General features: G+C 60.3%; 15 protein-coding genes, 1 other RNA gene, 1 pseudogene and 1 riboswitch. Of the genes and pseudogenes, 8 read left to right on the top strand and 9 right to left on the bottom strand.

Features of this window, described 5'->3' with window-relative positions:
* The first annotated feature begins 86 nt into the window (after window positions 1–86).
* The gene (locus KO492_RS06950) at window positions 87–857 is read left to right on the top strand and encodes a Bax inhibitor-1/YccA family protein (RefSeq protein ID WP_066604904.1); all 771 of its coding nucleotides are present in this window, start codon (window positions 87–89) and stop codon (window positions 855–857) included.
* Window positions 858–1094: 237 nt separating this feature from the next.
* Here the strand turns inward: KO492_RS06950 and KO492_RS06945 are convergent, their stop codons facing one another.
* Together KO492_RS06945 and rpmG are read right to left on the bottom strand one after the other, a co-directional pair.
* The gene (locus tag KO492_RS06945) at window positions 1095–1712 is read right to left on the bottom strand and encodes a GNAT family N-acetyltransferase (RefSeq protein ID WP_216044273.1); all 618 of its coding nucleotides are present in this window, start codon (window positions 1710–1712) and stop codon (window positions 1095–1097) included.
* Window positions 1713–1841: 129 nt separating this feature from the next.
* The gene (gene rpmG, locus KO492_RS06940) at window positions 1842–2009 is read right to left on the bottom strand and encodes a 50S ribosomal protein L33 (RefSeq protein ID WP_009572866.1); all 168 of its coding nucleotides are present in this window, start codon (window positions 2007–2009) and stop codon (window positions 1842–1844) included.
* A 229-nt stretch (window positions 2010–2238) separates the two neighbouring features.
* A riboswitch (FMN riboswitch) is annotated at window positions 2239–2404 on the top strand.
* A gap of 78 nt (window positions 2405–2482) precedes the next feature.
* Here rpmG and KO492_RS06935 point away from each other — a divergent pair.
* On the top strand, window positions 2483–3391 hold the full coding sequence (locus KO492_RS06935; RefSeq protein ID WP_216044272.1) for a DMT family transporter: 909 nt from the start codon (window positions 2483–2485) through the stop codon (window positions 3389–3391).
* A 76-nt stretch (window positions 3392–3467) separates the two neighbouring features.
* Here the strand turns inward: KO492_RS06935 and KO492_RS06930 are convergent, their stop codons facing one another.
* The 6 genes and pseudogenes from KO492_RS06930 to gatC all read right to left on the bottom strand — a co-directional run bounded on the left by KO492_RS06930 (window position 3468) and on the right by gatC (window position 7754).
* A complete protein-coding gene (locus tag KO492_RS06930; RefSeq protein WP_216044271.1) occupies window positions 3468–4178 on the bottom strand; it encodes a DUF533 domain-containing protein in 711 nt (236 codons plus the stop codon).
* Between the two features lie 159 nt (window positions 4179–4337).
* Window positions 4338–4736: RNase P RNA component class A (gene rnpB / locus KO492_RS06925), an RNA gene on the bottom strand.
* 54 nt (window positions 4737–4790) lie between these two features.
* Window positions 4791–5264 (bottom strand): annotated as a pseudogene (locus KO492_RS06920) (N-acetylmuramoyl-L-alanine amidase); the annotation flags it as partial.
* Between the two features lie 7 nt (window positions 5265–5271).
* Window positions 5272–5940 (bottom strand): hypothetical protein, encoded by a 669-nt coding sequence (locus tag KO492_RS06915; protein WP_216044269.1) that lies wholly within the window; start codon window positions 5938–5940, stop codon window positions 5272–5274.
* Window positions 5941–5979: 39 nt separating this feature from the next.
* Window positions 5980–7467: an Asp-tRNA(Asn)/Glu-tRNA(Gln) amidotransferase subunit GatA gene (gene gatA / locus KO492_RS06910; protein WP_216044268.1), complete on the bottom strand. Its 1488-nt coding sequence runs from the start codon at window positions 7465–7467 to the stop codon at window positions 5980–5982.
* Complete coding sequence (gene gatC, locus KO492_RS06905) at window positions 7467–7754, bottom strand: Asp-tRNA(Asn)/Glu-tRNA(Gln) amidotransferase subunit GatC (protein ID WP_066604916.1); 288 nt, start codon at window positions 7752–7754, stop codon at window positions 7467–7469. The genes gatA and gatC overlap by 1 nt, the downstream gene beginning before the upstream one ends.
* Window positions 7755–8037: 283 nt before the next feature.
* Here gatC and KO492_RS06900 point away from each other — a divergent pair, with 283 nt between their 5' ends.
* Window positions 8038–8742 carry a metal-dependent hydrolase gene (locus tag KO492_RS06900; protein WP_216044267.1) on the top strand — a complete coding sequence of 235 codons (705 nt, stop codon included), beginning with the start codon at window positions 8038–8040 and terminating at the stop codon, window positions 8740–8742.
* A gap of 24 nt (window positions 8743–8766) precedes the next feature.
* Here KO492_RS06900 and KO492_RS06895 read toward each other — a convergent pair whose 3' ends face one another.
* Window positions 8767–9216, bottom strand: a complete 450-nt coding sequence (locus tag KO492_RS06895) for a nucleoside deaminase (RefSeq protein ID WP_216044266.1) — start codon at window positions 9214–9216, stop codon at window positions 8767–8769.
* Between the two features lie 175 nt (window positions 9217–9391).
* On the opposite strand from KO492_RS06895, the gene KO492_RS06890 reads away from it, so the two are divergent.
* The 5 genes from KO492_RS06890 (at window position 9392) to KO492_RS06870 (ending at window position 14669) form a co-directional block, all read left to right on the top strand.
* Window positions 9392–10012, top strand: a complete 621-nt coding sequence (locus KO492_RS06890; RefSeq protein ID WP_216044265.1) for an OmpW/AlkL family protein — start codon at window positions 9392–9394, stop codon at window positions 10010–10012.
* Between the two features lie 109 nt (window positions 10013–10121).
* Complete coding sequence (locus KO492_RS06885; RefSeq protein WP_216044264.1) at window positions 10122–11399, top strand: pseudouridine synthase; 1278 nt, start codon at window positions 10122–10124, stop codon at window positions 11397–11399.
* Window positions 11400–11590: 191 nt separating this feature from the next.
* Window positions 11591–12511, top strand: coding sequence for a 5-bromo-4-chloroindolyl phosphate hydrolysis family protein (locus tag KO492_RS06880; RefSeq protein ID WP_216044263.1), 921 nt, complete (start codon window positions 11591–11593; stop codon window positions 12509–12511).
* 23 nt (window positions 12512–12534) lie between these two features.
* Window positions 12535–13716 carry a toxic anion resistance protein gene (locus KO492_RS06875; RefSeq protein WP_216044262.1) on the top strand — a complete coding sequence of 394 codons (1182 nt, stop codon included), beginning with the start codon at window positions 12535–12537 and terminating at the stop codon, window positions 13714–13716.
* The gene (locus tag KO492_RS06870) at window positions 13713–14669 is read left to right on the top strand and encodes a DUF2927 domain-containing protein (RefSeq protein WP_216044261.1); all 957 of its coding nucleotides are present in this window, start codon (window positions 13713–13715) and stop codon (window positions 14667–14669) included. The genes KO492_RS06875 and KO492_RS06870 overlap by 4 nt, the downstream gene beginning before the upstream one ends.
* Window positions 14670–14683 lie beyond the last annotated feature (14 nt).

The following is a 14683-nucleotide window of genomic DNA, read 5'->3' as shown; positions in this document are numbered from 1 at the left end:
AATTCGGGGCTCCTCTGCCAATATCGGAAGCGAGACCCCGCATTTCGTGGGGGTGAGTGAGTTTTACGCACAGGAGACAAGATTCAATGGCTGACTACAGAACGATCAATGCTGGTGTCGGCGCACGCTCGGCTGAGATCGACGCCGGCCTTCGCGCCCATATGAACAAGGTCTACGGCACTATGTCCGTGGGTCTGCTGGTGACGGCTCTGGCCGCTTGGGCGCTGTCCAATCTGGCTGTGAGCCCGACACCGACCGAATACCAGATCAGCGCCAATGAATATCTGACAAGCTTTGGCTATGCGCTTTATGTCTCCCCGCTCAAGTGGGTGATCATGTTCGCGCCGCTGGCGATGGTCTTCGGCTTCGGTGCCATCGTGTCGCGCCTCTCCGCTGCGGCCACCCAGACCTATTTCTACGCCTATGCCGCAATGATGGGCCTGTCGCTCAGCTCCATCTTTCTCGTGTTCACCGGCGCATCCGTTGCACAGACCTTCCTCGTGACCTCTGCGGCATTCGCAGGCCTGTCCCTGTGGGGCTACACCACGAAGAAAGACATCTCCGGCTGGGGCTCTTTCCTCATCATGGGTGTGATCGGTCTGGTTCTGGCGTCGATCGTCAACATCTTCCTCAAGTCCTCCGGTCTTGAGTTCGCGATCTCTGCCATCGGCGTGCTGATCTTTGCCGGTCTCACCGCCTATGACACGCAAAAGATCAAAACCGACTACATCAGCCACGCCCATGCGATGGACGGTGAATGGCTGGCGAAATCGGCGATCATGGGGGCATTGAACCTCTACCTCGATTTCATCAACCTCTTCATGTTCCTGCTGCAATTCCTTGGCAATCGCGACTAAGGCATGCATTGATCCAGTATATGAAGGGCCGGTTTTACCGGCCCTTTTCTTTTGGGCACAAGCGTCACTGACTGCTGACAATTTCGAGTGATCCGGAGCCAACCTTCACGATCCGCGTAACAAGCGAAGCGATCGCTGATGGACCGTCGAATAATGCAAGCAAAAGCATGAGCGGACTAATCTGGGTCGGCATCGGCCTGATCTCGACCGGTGCCGTTCTTGCGCTCCTCTGAGCCTTTACAGGTCCAGCGCCATCTGCACCGCAGGCAGATACACACCGGGCCTCAGCGCCAGATCGACATCGCCTGATGCCGTGAACCCGTGTGCTGCGTAGAAGGCCTGTGCAGTGAGCGTAGACAGGCTACACATCCGCTTCACACCCGTCAGCCGCGCATTGTCGAGGATATGGTCGATCAAGGCCGAGCCAATGCCGCGCCGCACATAATCGGGATGCACGGCAACGCGCCGCATATGGCCGATCTCGCGCGGTCCCACGCCACCAAAGGGCGAGGCCTGTGTCCAGCCCCCTGCCCCGAGAATCTCGCCGCCGCCGGTCTCCGCCACGAAAAACGTGCCGCAGTTCAGCAAACGCGGGGCAGTCTGCAAGAGCGCAGGCAGGGCCGCATCTAAAATCTCCGCCGGATAGTCCTGTTTGAGGAGCTGGCCGTAGGAGGCACGGAAAAGCGTGTCGATCTCCGCCGTATCCGCCGGCATCGCGGCGCGTACGGTGAACGGCACGCTCTTGCGAATCTCCTGCGCGCTCATCGCCAGAGCTTCACTCAGGCTGGAGGGTAACGGGCAGGAGCTGTCAGGCCGCTCCGGCTCCCTGAAATCATGATCATAACATTCCAACATCTTGTCTCTCCTTTGTGTTGGCGGGTTCGGGAAATCGTGATCCGCTGGCCGGAGAGGAGAAGCTGGCAAAGAAAAACCGCGCTTCCCTCTCGGGTTGCGCGGCTCTCAAATCTGGTATGTCCGAAGGGCTTACTTGATTTTGCCTTCTTTATACTCGACGTGCTTACGCGCAACCGGGTCGTATTTCTTTACGACCATCTTTTCGGTCATGGTGCGGGCATTCTTTTTGGTCACATAGAAGTGCCCCGTGTCCGCGGTCGAGTTGAGACGGATTTTGATCGTCGTCGGCTTCGCCATTTTTCATTACTCCAATAATCGCGTGCAACGGGGGCCGCAGAAATCGTAAGCCAGCCCGTGGAATCCTTGAAGCCCGCCTTTTAAGCCCTCCACCGCCCGAGTCAATGGGGTAAGCGGAAAAATCCGCCAAGAGAATGATCTTTCCTCTGCGCACAATGGCTCCGCGCCCCTGCCCGCTTGCACGAGGATGCGCCGCCGCCTAGATTGGTCGGGCGGCCACTTGGGCCGTGTAACCTCTCAGGGCGGGGTGAAATTCCCCACCGGCGGTAAGCGACAGGCCAGATGCCTGTTGCAAGCCCGCGAGCGCCTGTGCCTCTTTTGCAAGGGATGTAGGGTCAGCAGATCCGGTGCGACTCCGGAGCCGACGGTCACAGTCCGGATGAAAGAGAGAAGGATCAAGCGCCAAGGCCAATGGCCCGCGCCTCAGTCCCTCATGCCTTGAGTTATGTGCAAGAGATGAAAGGACTTGATACATGACTCTTCCCACCCGCCTGACCGGTCTGATTGCGACCATGGGCCCCGCGCGCTCCGGCGCGTTGTTGATGGTGATCGCTGGCACCTTGTTCGCGTTGATCAACCTTATGACCCAATATGCCACGATGATGCTGGCCGTGCCCTCGGCGCGCATGGCGTTCTGGCAGTATTTCATTGCCTTGCTGTTTTCCCTGCCTTGGGTAATCCGCGAAGGGCTGCGCGCCATGAAAACCAATAGCCTGATGCTCCACCTCATCCGCGTGGCAGCCGCTGTGATCGGCGTGCAGCTTTGGGTTGCAGGGTTGGCCCATGTGCCGATCTGGCAGGCCATCGCGCTTATCATGCTCTCGCCCTTCTTCGTCACCCTCGGCGCCAACCTGTTTCTTGACGAGGCGGCAACGCTTGAACGCTGGCTGGCCGTCACCACGGGCTTTGCCGGCGGCATGATCATCCTTGCGCCGTGGTCGGAGAGTTTCTCGCTCTATGTGCTCTACCCTGTCGGCGCGGCCGCCTTCTGGGCGCTCACCTCGCTCCTGACGAAACGCATGACGCGCACAGAGAGCCCCGAGAGCCTCACGGTCTATCTGTTGCTCCTGCTCATCCCTGTGAACTTCGGCCTCGCACTCGAAGGCGGTGTTGCGCCTGGTGGCGGGGTGACGGCGCTGATCCTGATCGCGGCGGGGCTTTTGACCGCATTGGCGCAATATGCCATCGCCAAGGCCTATGCCATCGCGGACGCAGCCTATTTGCAGCCCTTCGATCACCTCAAGCTGCCGCTGAACGTGGGCTTCGGCGTGCTGGCCTTTGGCTTTGTGCCCCCCGGTTCCATGTGGATCGGATCGCTAATGATCCTCGGCGCATCGTTCTATCTCTTGCGTCAGGAAAGCCGCACAGCGCAGCCCGCATAAAGGCCCCGCAAAAAGGTCCAGAAAAAGTAAAGGGCGGCCCGTGAGCCGCCCTCTCCTTGTCGCTATGGCACTGTGCTCACAAAACAGGCTTGCCCATCGACTGATGAATCTCCGCCTGTTTCGCAGGGTCCAGCATCAGGGATTGCGCCAGACCTTTGAGAAAAACTTTCTCCGCCTCCGTATCCACGGCAATCGCCATCAATGCCGCCGCATAGACCTGAGCTGCCGCTGTGGTGCCGGTATCCTTTGCCAAGGCCATCGGATCAACCGGCGCGTCCAGTTCCGCCTGCACAAAAGCCATTTCTTCCTCGGAGGCATCCTTCAGTTGATCGAGGATTTTCGTGCGCTCTTCCGCGTCGATCTCGCCATCCGCTTTCGCCGCCATAATCATCGAACGGATCATCAACTTGGCATTTTCTTCCGCAACCTCGCCAACAGGCGTACCTGCGGTCACCGAGGCGAACATATCCGTCATGGAGCTGGCCCCCGTCGCCGCAGCGCCGGACATGGCGGAAAACAGTGAGCCAAGCCCCGCTTCCGTCGCCTCCGACATATCGGCGGCCTGAGCGCCCATCTTGCCCATCATGTCGCGCACGGCATCTGCACCACCGGGAAAGCCGAATTTCTCCGCCATCTGCCCCATCTGGTCAGCCATGCTGCCGGGCGCACCGGACTGGCGCAGCGCCTCGCGCATCCCGTCAACGCCGCCCATTTTCTTGACCTTCTCGACACCTTTGGCCGCAGCAAAGCCAATCGCCAAAGTCGTCAATGTTTTCACGAAACTCATCACGGATCTCCCTTTTTCAAAACCATTTGCCCTATACTGCGTCGAAAACCGCCACCTGCCAACAGGGCAAAAGCCGCACCACCGTTTGGCGGCACATATCCGTGAGATGATCCGTCAAGGCACTGGGGCGCGTTTGATCTGACAAAATTGAAAGGACTATGACGCGGATGGCCTGTAAGCCGGATTCTGTCCCGGCGGGAAACCCGCCTTGGATAACCATTCCTCTAGGCCGCCTGTTACCAGACGGCTCAAGCTGCCAACCCGGGTTCTCAGGCTTGAGCGACCTTGCGAGCGGTATGCTTGCGCACACAGTCCTCGCGTAGAACCCCTATTTGGCATTGCTCCCGGTGGGGCTTGCCGTGCCGCTCCTGTTGCCAGTCGCGCGGTGGGCTCTTACCCCACCGTTTCACCATCACCCCCGTATGAGAGGGCAGTCTGTTCTCTGTGGCGCTATCCCTGGGGTTACCCCCGCCGGGCGTTACCCGGCACCGTTGCTCAAGGGAGTCCGGACTTTCCTCCCCTCCGATTGCTCGGAGCGGCGATTATCCAGCCATCCGCGTCAAATGCGACTTAGGCGCTCGGAGCCTGACGGTCAACGGGAAAGCGCCGCACCCGCCCAAGCCCGCGCAATTCGAGCCGCGCCCAGTCAAAACGCGGGCCCGGATCAATCTTCCGCCCCGGCGCCATGTCGGAATGTCCGATGACCCCTTCGGGCGGAATGTTCCGACGCCGGAGAATGTCGTCAAGCAGATGCTCTAAGGCGTCCATCTGATCCGCGGCAAAAGGACTTTGGCCATCATTGGCAAGCTCGATTCCGATGGAATGGGAGTTCACATCCGTGATCTGCCCCCATGCCCCCGCACCCGCATGCCACGCGCGATGCTCCTCGTCCACAAGGCGGTAAATTCCACCCTTTTCGCAAATCAGATAATGCGCCGACACTTCGAACTCCGGCGCACAAAGACGGGTGAGCGCGGCCTGAGCAGTTTGCATCGCGGTGTAATGAATCACCACAAGCTCGGGACGCGCCCCGTCACGCCGCTCTCCGAAATTCGGGGAGAGGTGGTCTGTGATCTGCAAGGTCATTTGTGAATTACCGGCGCGCTTGGGCGGCCAGACGGAAAGGCGCAGGATCCCAGCTACAGGCAAAACCGTCGCCATCGGGGTCCAGCCCCTTGGCATTGCGTTCCGGCCCGCCATTTTTCAGGAAATCTTCCTGCGCCAGATCGGCGGAGGGATATTTCGCACAGTTGCGCGCAGCCCGCGCCGCCGCACCGGGGATGAGCCGCGAATAGAGCGCCTCACCGACATTGTTCGTGGTCGAAAGCGCAAACTCCACAATCGTGCCAGCATCGCCCGCAGGACGCTCTGGCACAGCGGTCGGCTGGATCGTCACATAGGCTTGCTTGTTGGCCTCCACGAGTGCGGCATCTTCTTCGATGGATCGCTCGGACGATACGGCGGAAAAATCATTCTCCGCCGAAATTCCCGCCGCGTTGGTCACCACCGCAGGCTTGCTCGTCGAGGAGGTCACAGAGGAACTCTCCGCCGCGTCAATCGCGGCAGCGGCCTCTTGCGTGATGGTCTGCGTATCAAGACCCGTCGCCACGCCGGAACCTTCGCCAATGGAGATCAACTCGGCTTCGCGCTGCGCTTGATATTCGGCGTAAGAGCCAAATCCCACACCGGCCCCGCTGTCGGGGACCGGAGTTTCACAGGCGGCCAGAGCCGCGAGAGAGATCATAGCAACAGTCAGACGCATAGGGGCTAACGCTCCGAAATGAACAGGTTGGCCCGCTTCTTACCACCATTTCTCAGGCTTGGAAACAAAGCCCGCCGCGTCCTCAAGCGAATGTGCAATATTCAGCAGATCGCCCTCTTCCCACGGTTTCCCGATCAGTTGAAGCCCCAGCGGCAGACCGTTCGAGGACAGGCCCGCAGGCACGGAAATCCCCGGAAGCCCCGCAAGGTTCACGGTAACGGTAAAGACGTCGTTGAGATACATCTGGATCGGATCGGAATCGGACACCTCCCCCAGACCGAAGGCCGGAGACGGGGTGGCCGGTGTCAGGATCGCATCCACGCCCTGCGCGAAGACATCCTCGAAATCCTTCTTGATCAACGTGCGCACCTTGCGCGCCTTGTTGTAGTAGGCGTCGTAGAAGCCCGCAGAGAGCACATAGGTGCCGACCATCACGCGGCGCTGCACCTCTTTGCCAAACCCTTCGGCGCGGGTCTTTTCATACATGTCGTCAATGCCTTCGCCCGCAGACAGCTTGGCCCGATGACCGTAGCGCACACCATCATAGCGCGCGAGGTTCGACGAGGCTTCGGCAGGTGCGATGACATAATAGGTCGGCAGCGCATATTTCGTGTGCGGCAGGGAGATATCGACAATCTCGGCTCCCGCATCACGCAGCATGGCCGCGCCCTCGTCCCAGAGTTTGGAAATCTCGTCGGGAATGCCGTCGAGACGGTATTCCTTCGGGATGCCGATTTTCTTGCCCTTGATGTCGCCGGTCAGCATGGCTTCGAAATTCGGCACCGGAAGATCGGCGGAGGTCGAATCCTTCATGTCGTGGCCACACATGGCCTCAAGCATGATCGCCGCGTCGCGCACGGATTTGGTCATCGGCCCCGCCTGATCCAGCGAGGATGCAAAGGCCACCACACCCCAGCGCGAACACCGCCCGTAGGTCGGCTTGATCCCGACGATGCCGGTGAACGCCGCAGGCTGGCGGATGGAGCCGCCCGTGTCGGTGCCGGTTGCGGCCAGACACAGGTCCGCCGCCACAGCCGCAGAAGACCCGCCCGAAGACCCGCCGGGCGTGATGTTGGTGGCATCCCCCGTGCGTTTCCACGGGTTGATCGCATTGCCATAGGTCGAGGTCTCGTTCGAAGACCCCATCGCAAACTCATCCATATTAAGCTTGCCCAACATCACCGCACCCGCGTCAAAGAGCTTTGTCGTGATGGTGCTTTCATACTCGGGTTTGAAACCTTCGAGAATCGCGGAGGCCGCCTGTGTCGGCACGCCTTTGGTGGCGAACAGATCCTTGATCCCGATGGGCAGGCCACACATGGCCGGCGCATCACCGGAGGCGAGCTTGGCATCGGCCGCCTTGGCCTGCGTGCGCGCAATGTCCGGCGTGTTGTGCACGAAAGCGTTCAAGGCACCTGCGGCTTCAATCTCGCCCAGACAGGCTTCGGTCAGTTCGACAGAGGTAAACTCTTTGGCACGCAGCCCGTCACGGGCGGCAGACAGGGTCAGTTTATTGAGATCAGACATTATTCCACCACCTTCGGCACAGCAAAAAAGCCCTCGCGCGCATCGGGCGCATTCGACAGGATTTTCTCCTGCATATTGCCATCTGTCACACCGTCCTTGCGGCGTTTGAGACGCTGGGGCGTCACAGAGGTCATCGGCTCGACGCCGTCAACATCCACTTCGGAAAGCTGTTCGATAAAGCCGAGCACGGCGTTGAATTCGTCAGCCAGAGCCGGAAGCGCGTCTTCCTCGACGCGGATGCGGGCGAGCTTGGCGACCCGGCGGGCGGTATCAATGTCGATGGACATGGGGCAATGCTCCGTATTCTTGGTCAGTTGAGGCTTTAGCGCCCCTGCGTCCGGCCTTCAAGCATATGCGTGATATAAACATGGATCATCGCCGCCGTTTTGCACGTCTGGGCGGGTTTGGGCCACGATCCGCCCCTGCTCTGCGCCCGTCCGCGCCCTCTCGATGCACAAATCCCGATCGCCGACCATCCCGAAGACCGAAGAGAGCCGCCTGACGCCCCAGACACCTTCCCGAGCGCGATGCGGCGCGATATATTGGGACGGAAACAGAGGGAGTTGTCTCATGAAAATCACCTGGCTTGGCCATTCCGGCTTTCGCATCGAGATTTCCGATCAGGTTTTGCTCATTGACCCGTGGCTGGAGGGCAACCCCGCCTTTCCCGAAGGTCGCGAGAAAGAGGCAACCGAAGGGGCGAGTGCGATTTTTCTGACCCACGGCCATGGCGATCATGCCTCCTCCACGCTTCCGGTGGCGCGTGACACAGATGCGATGATCTACTGCATCCACGAACTCTCACTGATCCTTGGTGCGGAAGGCGCGCAGGTCACAGGCTTTGGCAAGGGCGGCACAATCACTCTGGGCGACGGAGAGAAGACCGTGTCCGTCACCATGGTCAACGCGGTTCATTCCTCTTCGATTGATTACAAAGACGGAGCACCGCGCTATGCGGGCCAGCCTGCGGGGTTCATGATCTCCGGTGAAGGACACACGATCTATGTCTCCGGCGACACAGACATCATGGCGGACATGGAATGGTTTGCGGACCTGCACCAGCCCGACATCGGCATTCTCTGCGCCGGCGGGCATTACACGATGGACATGAAACGCGCTGCCTATGTCTGTCAGAAATTCTTCGACTTCAAAACAGTGATTCCCTGTCACTGGGGCACCTTCCCGCTTCTGGCACAAAGCTGCGACGAGCTGGTCTATGCGCTCAAAGAGGGCGTGGTGAAGGTGCCGGAAGTGCTCAAGCCGATCGAGATTTAAAGACGGTCGCGCGGGCAGCCCGCTTTAGCGGCGGAGGGCAAAGAATGCCTTGAGCAGCGCCTCGGCCTCCTCCCCCGCGATGCCGTCATAAACCTCCGGCGCGTGATGGCATTGCGCATGGCTGAACACTTTCGCCCCGTGGGCCACACCGCCGGATTTCGGGTCACCCGCACCATAATACAGCCTGCGGATGCGCGCATGCGAGATTGCCGCCGCGCACATCGGGCATGGTTCCAGTGTCACATAGAAATCATAGCCGGACAGACGGTCCTGCCCGACAGACCGACAGGCCGCGCGCAGCGCCACGATTTCGGCATGTGCCGTCGGATCGCGATCCTCGCGCGTCCGGTTGCCGCCCCGTCCGACGATTTCGCCCTCGGGAGACACGACCACCGCCCCCACTGGCACTTCGCCACGGGATTCGGCCAATCGGGCTTCTTTCAAAGCCTCATCCATATAAGAGCGAAACGTCATGCCCTTTCCTGCCGTGCAACTTTGCCAAAGGCAAGCCCGCGCCATGTCCCGCGATGGCAGATTGCCGCAGTCCGGCGGAATTTGATGCAGGTCAAAGTGTCAAACGCCCGCCTCTGACACCTGTGCAAATGCGCGCGAACTCGTCTTAGCATAAGACACATATGGGACAAAAAAGATGAACAAAACTTCCGTAATTGCCGCAACCATGGCTCTCGCCCTCTCCCTCCCGACCCTTGCCGCAGCGCAAGACGCAGGGACGATGACCCTCGGTCTCGGGCTGGGCTATGTGATGCCTAAATCGGACAATGGCGATATTCTGGGCAGCACAGAACTTGATGTCGGCGACAACCTCCGCCCGACCATCACCTTTGAATATTTCATTCGGGATAACCTCGGCATCGAGGTCCTGGGCGCCTGGCCTTTCGAGCATAATATCCGTGCAGACGGGCTTGGCGAAATCGGCTCCACACAACATCTGCCGCCGGTGGTCTCCTTGCAGTATCACTTCGACAATGGTGCGGCCTTCACACCGTTCGTCGGGGTTGGTGTGAACTACACAGCCTTCTTTGATGAAACCGCGACAGGTGAAATCGCGGGCTCCGACCTTGATCTCACGGATTCCTGGGGCGTCGCGCTCCACGCCGGTTTTGACTATCAGGTCAGCGAACGCGGCGCGCTGCGGACGGATGTGCGCTGGATCGACATCAACAGTGACGTCAAGCTCGACGGCGTGAAAATCGGCGAGGCCGAGATCGATCCGTGGGTCTTCGGCGTCTCCTATGTCATGACCTTCTGAGGCCTTACGACATCGACTTTTGCGGCCCGCACAACAGCGGGCCGTTTTTCTTTGCCCTTTCCATAGAGACTCGTGCAGAGTATGAGCGCGCCAAAGAAAGGCCTTTCTCATGACCGACACGCCAAAATCTGCTGACAAGAACACCCCGCCCAAGAAAACCCCGCCGGGCGACCGCATCGCCAAGGTGCTGTCGCGCGCCGGCATTTCCTCGCGCCGCGAAGCCGAAGCGATGATCGAAGAAGGTCGCGTGATGGTCAACGGGCGCGTGGTGGCCTCCCCTGCGCTCAACGTCTTGCCCAAAGACAAGATTTTCGTCGATGGCAAAGAGGTAGGCGAACCGGAACCGCCACGGCTTTGGCTCTATCACAAACCTCTGGGGCTTGTGACCACGGCCAAGGACGAAAAGGGCCGCGATACTGTGTTCGACCAGCTTCCCAAAGAGCTGCCGCGTGTGATGTCTGTCGGACGTCTCGATCTGAACTCCGAAGGGCTGCTGCTGCTAACCAATGATGGCGAGTTGAAGCGCAAGCTCGAACTGCCCGACACCGGCTGGCTGCGCAAATACCGCGTGCGGGTCAAAGGCACGGCTTCCGAAGCCACCCTTGAGCCCCTGCGCAAGGGCGTGACCATTGACGGCGAACATTTCCAGCCGATGGAAGTCACCTTTGACCGCCAGCAAGGCGCGAATGCATGGCTCACCATCGGGCTGCGCGAGGGCCGCAACCGCGAGATCCGCCGCGCGATGGAACATATCGGCCTGACCGTTAACCGCTTGATCCGCCTGTCTTATGGCCCCTTCCGCCTTGGCACGTTGCAACCCGGACAGGTCGAAGAAGTGCGCGCCCGCGTGCTACGCGACCAGTTGGGAATGGACATGCAAATCGGGGAAGGCGGCATGGCCAAACGCACGGTTGTGCGCGGCGACAAACCCGGTGGCCCCCGCAAGGAAGTCCGAGGACGCGACGATGCCCGCGGCCCGAAACAGGGGCGCGATGATCGCGGTGGAAAGCCGCCGTTCAAAGGCAAGCGCGATGACCGCGACGGGTTCAAACCGCGCGGCGAAGGCTTCAAGGGCAAACCGCGCGACGGATACAAACGCCGCGATGATGACGATGGCAAACCGGGTGGTTTCAAGCCCCGTGGCGAAGGTTTCAAGGGCAAGCCCCGGGACGGAAAACCCGGCGGAAAACCGGGGCAGCAACGTGACGGAAAACCGTCTGGCAAACCGTCGGGCAAACCGGGCGGCTTCAAGTCCCACGGATTCAAATCCCACGGCGGCGGAGACGGTGGCAAACCGCGCTCGGCAGGCTTCAAATCCCATGGCGGAAATTCCGGTGGCCGCGCAGGTGGGGCAAAAGGCGGCAAACCGCCGAAATCCGGCCGCTAAGGCCCGACAGAGGGGGAAAGCGCGTCAAGCGCTCCCCTTAACCCTTTCACCAAGGGCGATTCCTTTCTATATCTTGAGGAAAGAACCGCTTTGGAAAGGGTGCCCATGAGCGACAGCGTGTTTTCGAAACTCGCCTATTATCTGCTGGTCGCGCTCACGTTTTACGTGACGATCAAGGCGCAGGGGATGTAATGGCAAAACGCTACGGGTCCACCTACTCCCCGAAAGGGCGTGCCGCGCAATCGGATCACGCTGCCTCGGATCACATTGCGCCGCCCAACTCGCCGCGCCCGTTTGACGGCAAGAAACCGACTCGCGTCGGCGCGCGCTCGAACCTGTTGTTCTTCGCGGCGCTGCCTCTGGCGTGGAAAGCATTTTTTGCCCCTCCCACAGTCATGACCGGCTATCTCGTCGCCTTGGGCTGTCTCGTTGGTGCGGCCTATCTCACACGCGAAGGTCTCAAGGCCGAGGAAGCCTATGAAGCACGCAAGGTCTCCCGCCGCCCTGCCATTCCGCGCAAGATCTTCGGCTCTGTCCTCACCGGTCTTGGGCTGGGCATTGTCGGCTGGTTCGGTTGGGGCGCGATGGAAACCGTTCTGTTTGCCGTGCTTGGCATCGTGCTGCATAGCCTCGCCTTTGGCTTTGATCCGCTAAAGAACAAGGGCTTCGACGAGCTGGACCTGTTTCAGCAGGACCGCGTCGCCAAAGCTGTGGATGAGGCCGAAGCCCATCTCAAGGACATGCGCACAGCGCTCGAACGCACCGGCGACCGTCAGGCCGAAGACCGGCTGGAGCGGTTCATCACCACGGCGCGCGCCATGTTCCGCACGGTCGAGGACGACCCGCGCGACCTGACGGCGGCGCGCAAATATCTTGGCGTCTACCTTTTGGGGGCGCGTGATGCGACGGTGAAATACGCCGATCTCTGGAGCAAAAGCCGCAACGCGCAGGCGCGTGAAGACTGGTTTGCGCTTCTGGATGATCTGGAGGCGAATTTCGACGCCCGTCATAAAAAGTTGCTTTTGGACGATAAGACAGACCTCGACATCGAAATCGAGGTGCTGCGTGATCGTCTGGCGCGTGAAGGCGTCAAAGATGAAATTATGTCATGAGTTTGTATCAGGGAAAAACAACTATGTCCGACACCATCCGCCAGCAGGCTGAAGCCGCATTGAAAGACGTGGAAGAAGTCACTTCTGTCGTCCTTGCCGAGCCGAAAGGCGAATTGATCGACCCGAGCGCCGCAGAAGCCCCCGTGGCCGCAGAAGTGGCAAAAGCCAAGGCCGAGATCGACATGGGAGACACGAATTCCATCGTCAGCTTCGGCTCTGCCGCACAGGCCGAGTTGCAGGAAATCTCGCAAGCCATGTTGCAGGATGTAAAGAACAAGGATGTCGGTCCGGCGGGCGACAGCCTGCGCTCTATCGTGACGACCATTCGCGGTTTCTCCGTGTCCGAACTGGACGTGCGCCGCGAGCGCAGCTGGTGGGAAAAACTTCTGGGCCGCGCGGCACCGATGGCAAAATTCGTCGCGCGTTTCGAGGATGTGCAAAGCCAGATCGACAAGATCACCGACAACCTGCTGACCCATGAGCACAAGCTGCTCAAGGACATCAAGTCACTGGACATGCTCTATGACAAGACCCTGACCTTCTACGACCAGTTGGCGATTTACATCGCTGCGGGGGAGTTGAAGCTCAAGGAACTGGACGAGACCGACATTCCCGCGCTTGCCGCCGCTGTGGATGCCGCACCGGAAGCCGATCAGGTCATCAAGGCGCAGGAATTGCGTGACTTGCGGGCCGCGCGGGACGATCTGGAACGCCGTGTGCATGACCTGAAACTGACCCGTCAGGTGACCATGCAATCCCTGCCCTCCATCCGTCTGGTGCAGGAAAACGACAAGTCTCTGGTCACAAAGATCAATTCGACGCTGGTCAACACCGTGCCGCTTTGGGAAACCCAACTGGCGCAGGCTGTGACGATCCAGCGCTCCTCCGAAGCGGCGAAATCCGTGCGTGAGGCGACCGATCTGACCAACGAACTTCTCACCGCCAACGCCAAGAACCTGCGCGAAGCCAACAAGATTGTGCGCGAGGAAATGGAACGCGGTGTGTTCGACATCGAGGCCGTGAAAACCGCCAACGAGGAACTGGTGGCCACGATCGAAGAGAGCCTCCAGATCGCCGACGAAGGCAAGCGCAAGCGGGCCGAGGCCGAGGTGGAACTCAAGTCCATGGAAGCCAAGCTGCGCGACACGCTGGCGTCTGCCAAGGCCACGGGCAACGCCTCCGGCCCGTCCGTGCCGGCGAAATGATCCAAGGGGTGCGGCATAGGACGTGCAAAGGCGTGAGCGGGCTGGCCCTGCTCGCGCTGGTTGCCTGCACGCCCACCCCACAAGACATCAAGCCCCTGCCCCGTCCGGCGGCCGCAGTGAAACCTGTGGTGCAGGTGCCCGCCGAGCGCAGCGAGGAAAGCTATGCGCTTGAACGCTATTATGCGCGGATGCAGGCCGATCTTCTGGGCAAGGAGCTGTTGCGCACCGATCGCGGCGGGGCGGACACGCCGTTCAACGCCCGCCAACTGGCGGCGAATTTCGAAGCCATCGCGCTCAATGACGAATATACCTCGGTGAACGGGCAGTTTGTGGCGCAAAAGACCCCCTCGAACCTGCACCGCTGGCAGGTGCCGGTGCGCGTCGGGGTCGAATTCGGGGCCACGGTGCCCGAAGAGAAACGCGCCAAGGACGAACAGACGATCAACAGCCTGCTCGCCCAGCTTTCCCGCGCCACAGGCCACCCGATCTCGCGCTCGTCACAGCCCAATTTCCATGTGCTTGTGCTCCATGAAAACGAGCGCCGCGCCATCGGGCCGCGTCTGGCGCAACTGATCCCCGGCATCGGTCAGGACGCCATCCGCTCTGTGGTGGACATGCCACGGTCCTCCTATTGTCTGGTTGTGGCATCCGATCCGGACAATGACGGGGCGTATCGCACCGCTGTGGCCGTCATTCGCGCCGAACACCCCGATTTGCTCCGAAAATCCTGCTATCACGAAGAAATCTCGCAAGGCTTGGGACTTGCCAATGACAGCCCCTATGCGCGGCCCTCGATCTTCAATGACGACGAGGAATTCGCCCTGCTCACACGGCATGACGAGTTGCTCTTGCGTATGCTATACGACCGGCGGCTTGCCCCCGGCATGACTCCGGAAACCGCCCGCCCGATCGCCACGGCTTTGGCCTACGAATTGATGGGCGAGGAAATATGACCAACAGGAGACCC

The organism is Celeribacter halophilus (assembly GCF_018860305.1).
In the GTDB taxonomy this organism is placed as follows: Bacteria; Pseudomonadota; Alphaproteobacteria; order Rhodobacterales; family Rhodobacteraceae; genus Celeribacter; species Celeribacter halophilus_A.
Note: the sequence above shows the minus strand (reverse complement) of the source record. Positions and strands in the feature narration are given on the sequence as shown.

What these genes read in the sequence shown, in the direction of transcription:
- KO492_RS06950 (WP_066604904.1), top strand. Translation starts at nt 87, where the DNA reads ATGGCTGACTACAGAACGATCAATGCTGGTGTCGGCGCACGCTCGGCT.
- KO492_RS06945 (WP_216044273.1), bottom strand. Translation starts at nt 1,712, where the DNA reads ATGTTGGAATGTTATGATCATGATTTCAGGGAGCCGGAGCGGCCTGAC.
- rpmG (WP_009572866.1), bottom strand. Translation starts at nt 2,009, where the DNA reads ATGGCGAAGCCGACGACGATCAAAATCCGTCTCAACTCGACCGCGGAC.
- KO492_RS06935 (WP_216044272.1), top strand. Translation starts at nt 2,483, where the DNA reads ATGACTCTTCCCACCCGCCTGACCGGTCTGATTGCGACCATGGGCCCC.
- KO492_RS06930 (WP_216044271.1), bottom strand. Translation starts at nt 4,178, where the DNA reads ATGAGTTTCGTGAAAACATTGACGACTTTGGCGATTGGCTTTGCTGCG.
- KO492_RS06915 (WP_216044269.1), bottom strand. Translation starts at nt 5,940, where the DNA reads ATGCGTCTGACTGTTGCTATGATCTCTCTCGCGGCTCTGGCCGCCTGT.
- gatA (WP_216044268.1), bottom strand. Translation starts at nt 7,467, where the DNA reads ATGTCTGATCTCAATAAACTGACCCTGTCTGCCGCCCGTGACGGGCTG.
- gatC (WP_066604916.1), bottom strand. Translation starts at nt 7,754, where the DNA reads ATGTCCATCGACATTGATACCGCCCGCCGGGTCGCCAAGCTCGCCCGC.
- KO492_RS06900 (WP_216044267.1), top strand. Translation starts at nt 8,038, where the DNA reads ATGAAAATCACCTGGCTTGGCCATTCCGGCTTTCGCATCGAGATTTCC.
- KO492_RS06895 (WP_216044266.1), bottom strand. Translation starts at nt 9,216, where the DNA reads ATGACGTTTCGCTCTTATATGGATGAGGCTTTGAAAGAAGCCCGATTG.
- KO492_RS06890 (WP_216044265.1), top strand. Translation starts at nt 9,392, where the DNA reads ATGAACAAAACTTCCGTAATTGCCGCAACCATGGCTCTCGCCCTCTCC.
- KO492_RS06885 (WP_216044264.1), top strand. Translation starts at nt 10,122, where the DNA reads ATGACCGACACGCCAAAATCTGCTGACAAGAACACCCCGCCCAAGAAA.
- KO492_RS06880 (WP_216044263.1), top strand. Translation starts at nt 11,591, where the DNA reads ATGGCAAAACGCTACGGGTCCACCTACTCCCCGAAAGGGCGTGCCGCG.
- KO492_RS06875 (WP_216044262.1), top strand. Translation starts at nt 12,535, where the DNA reads ATGTCCGACACCATCCGCCAGCAGGCTGAAGCCGCATTGAAAGACGTG.
- KO492_RS06870 (WP_216044261.1), top strand. Translation starts at nt 13,713, where the DNA reads ATGATCCAAGGGGTGCGGCATAGGACGTGCAAAGGCGTGAGCGGGCTG.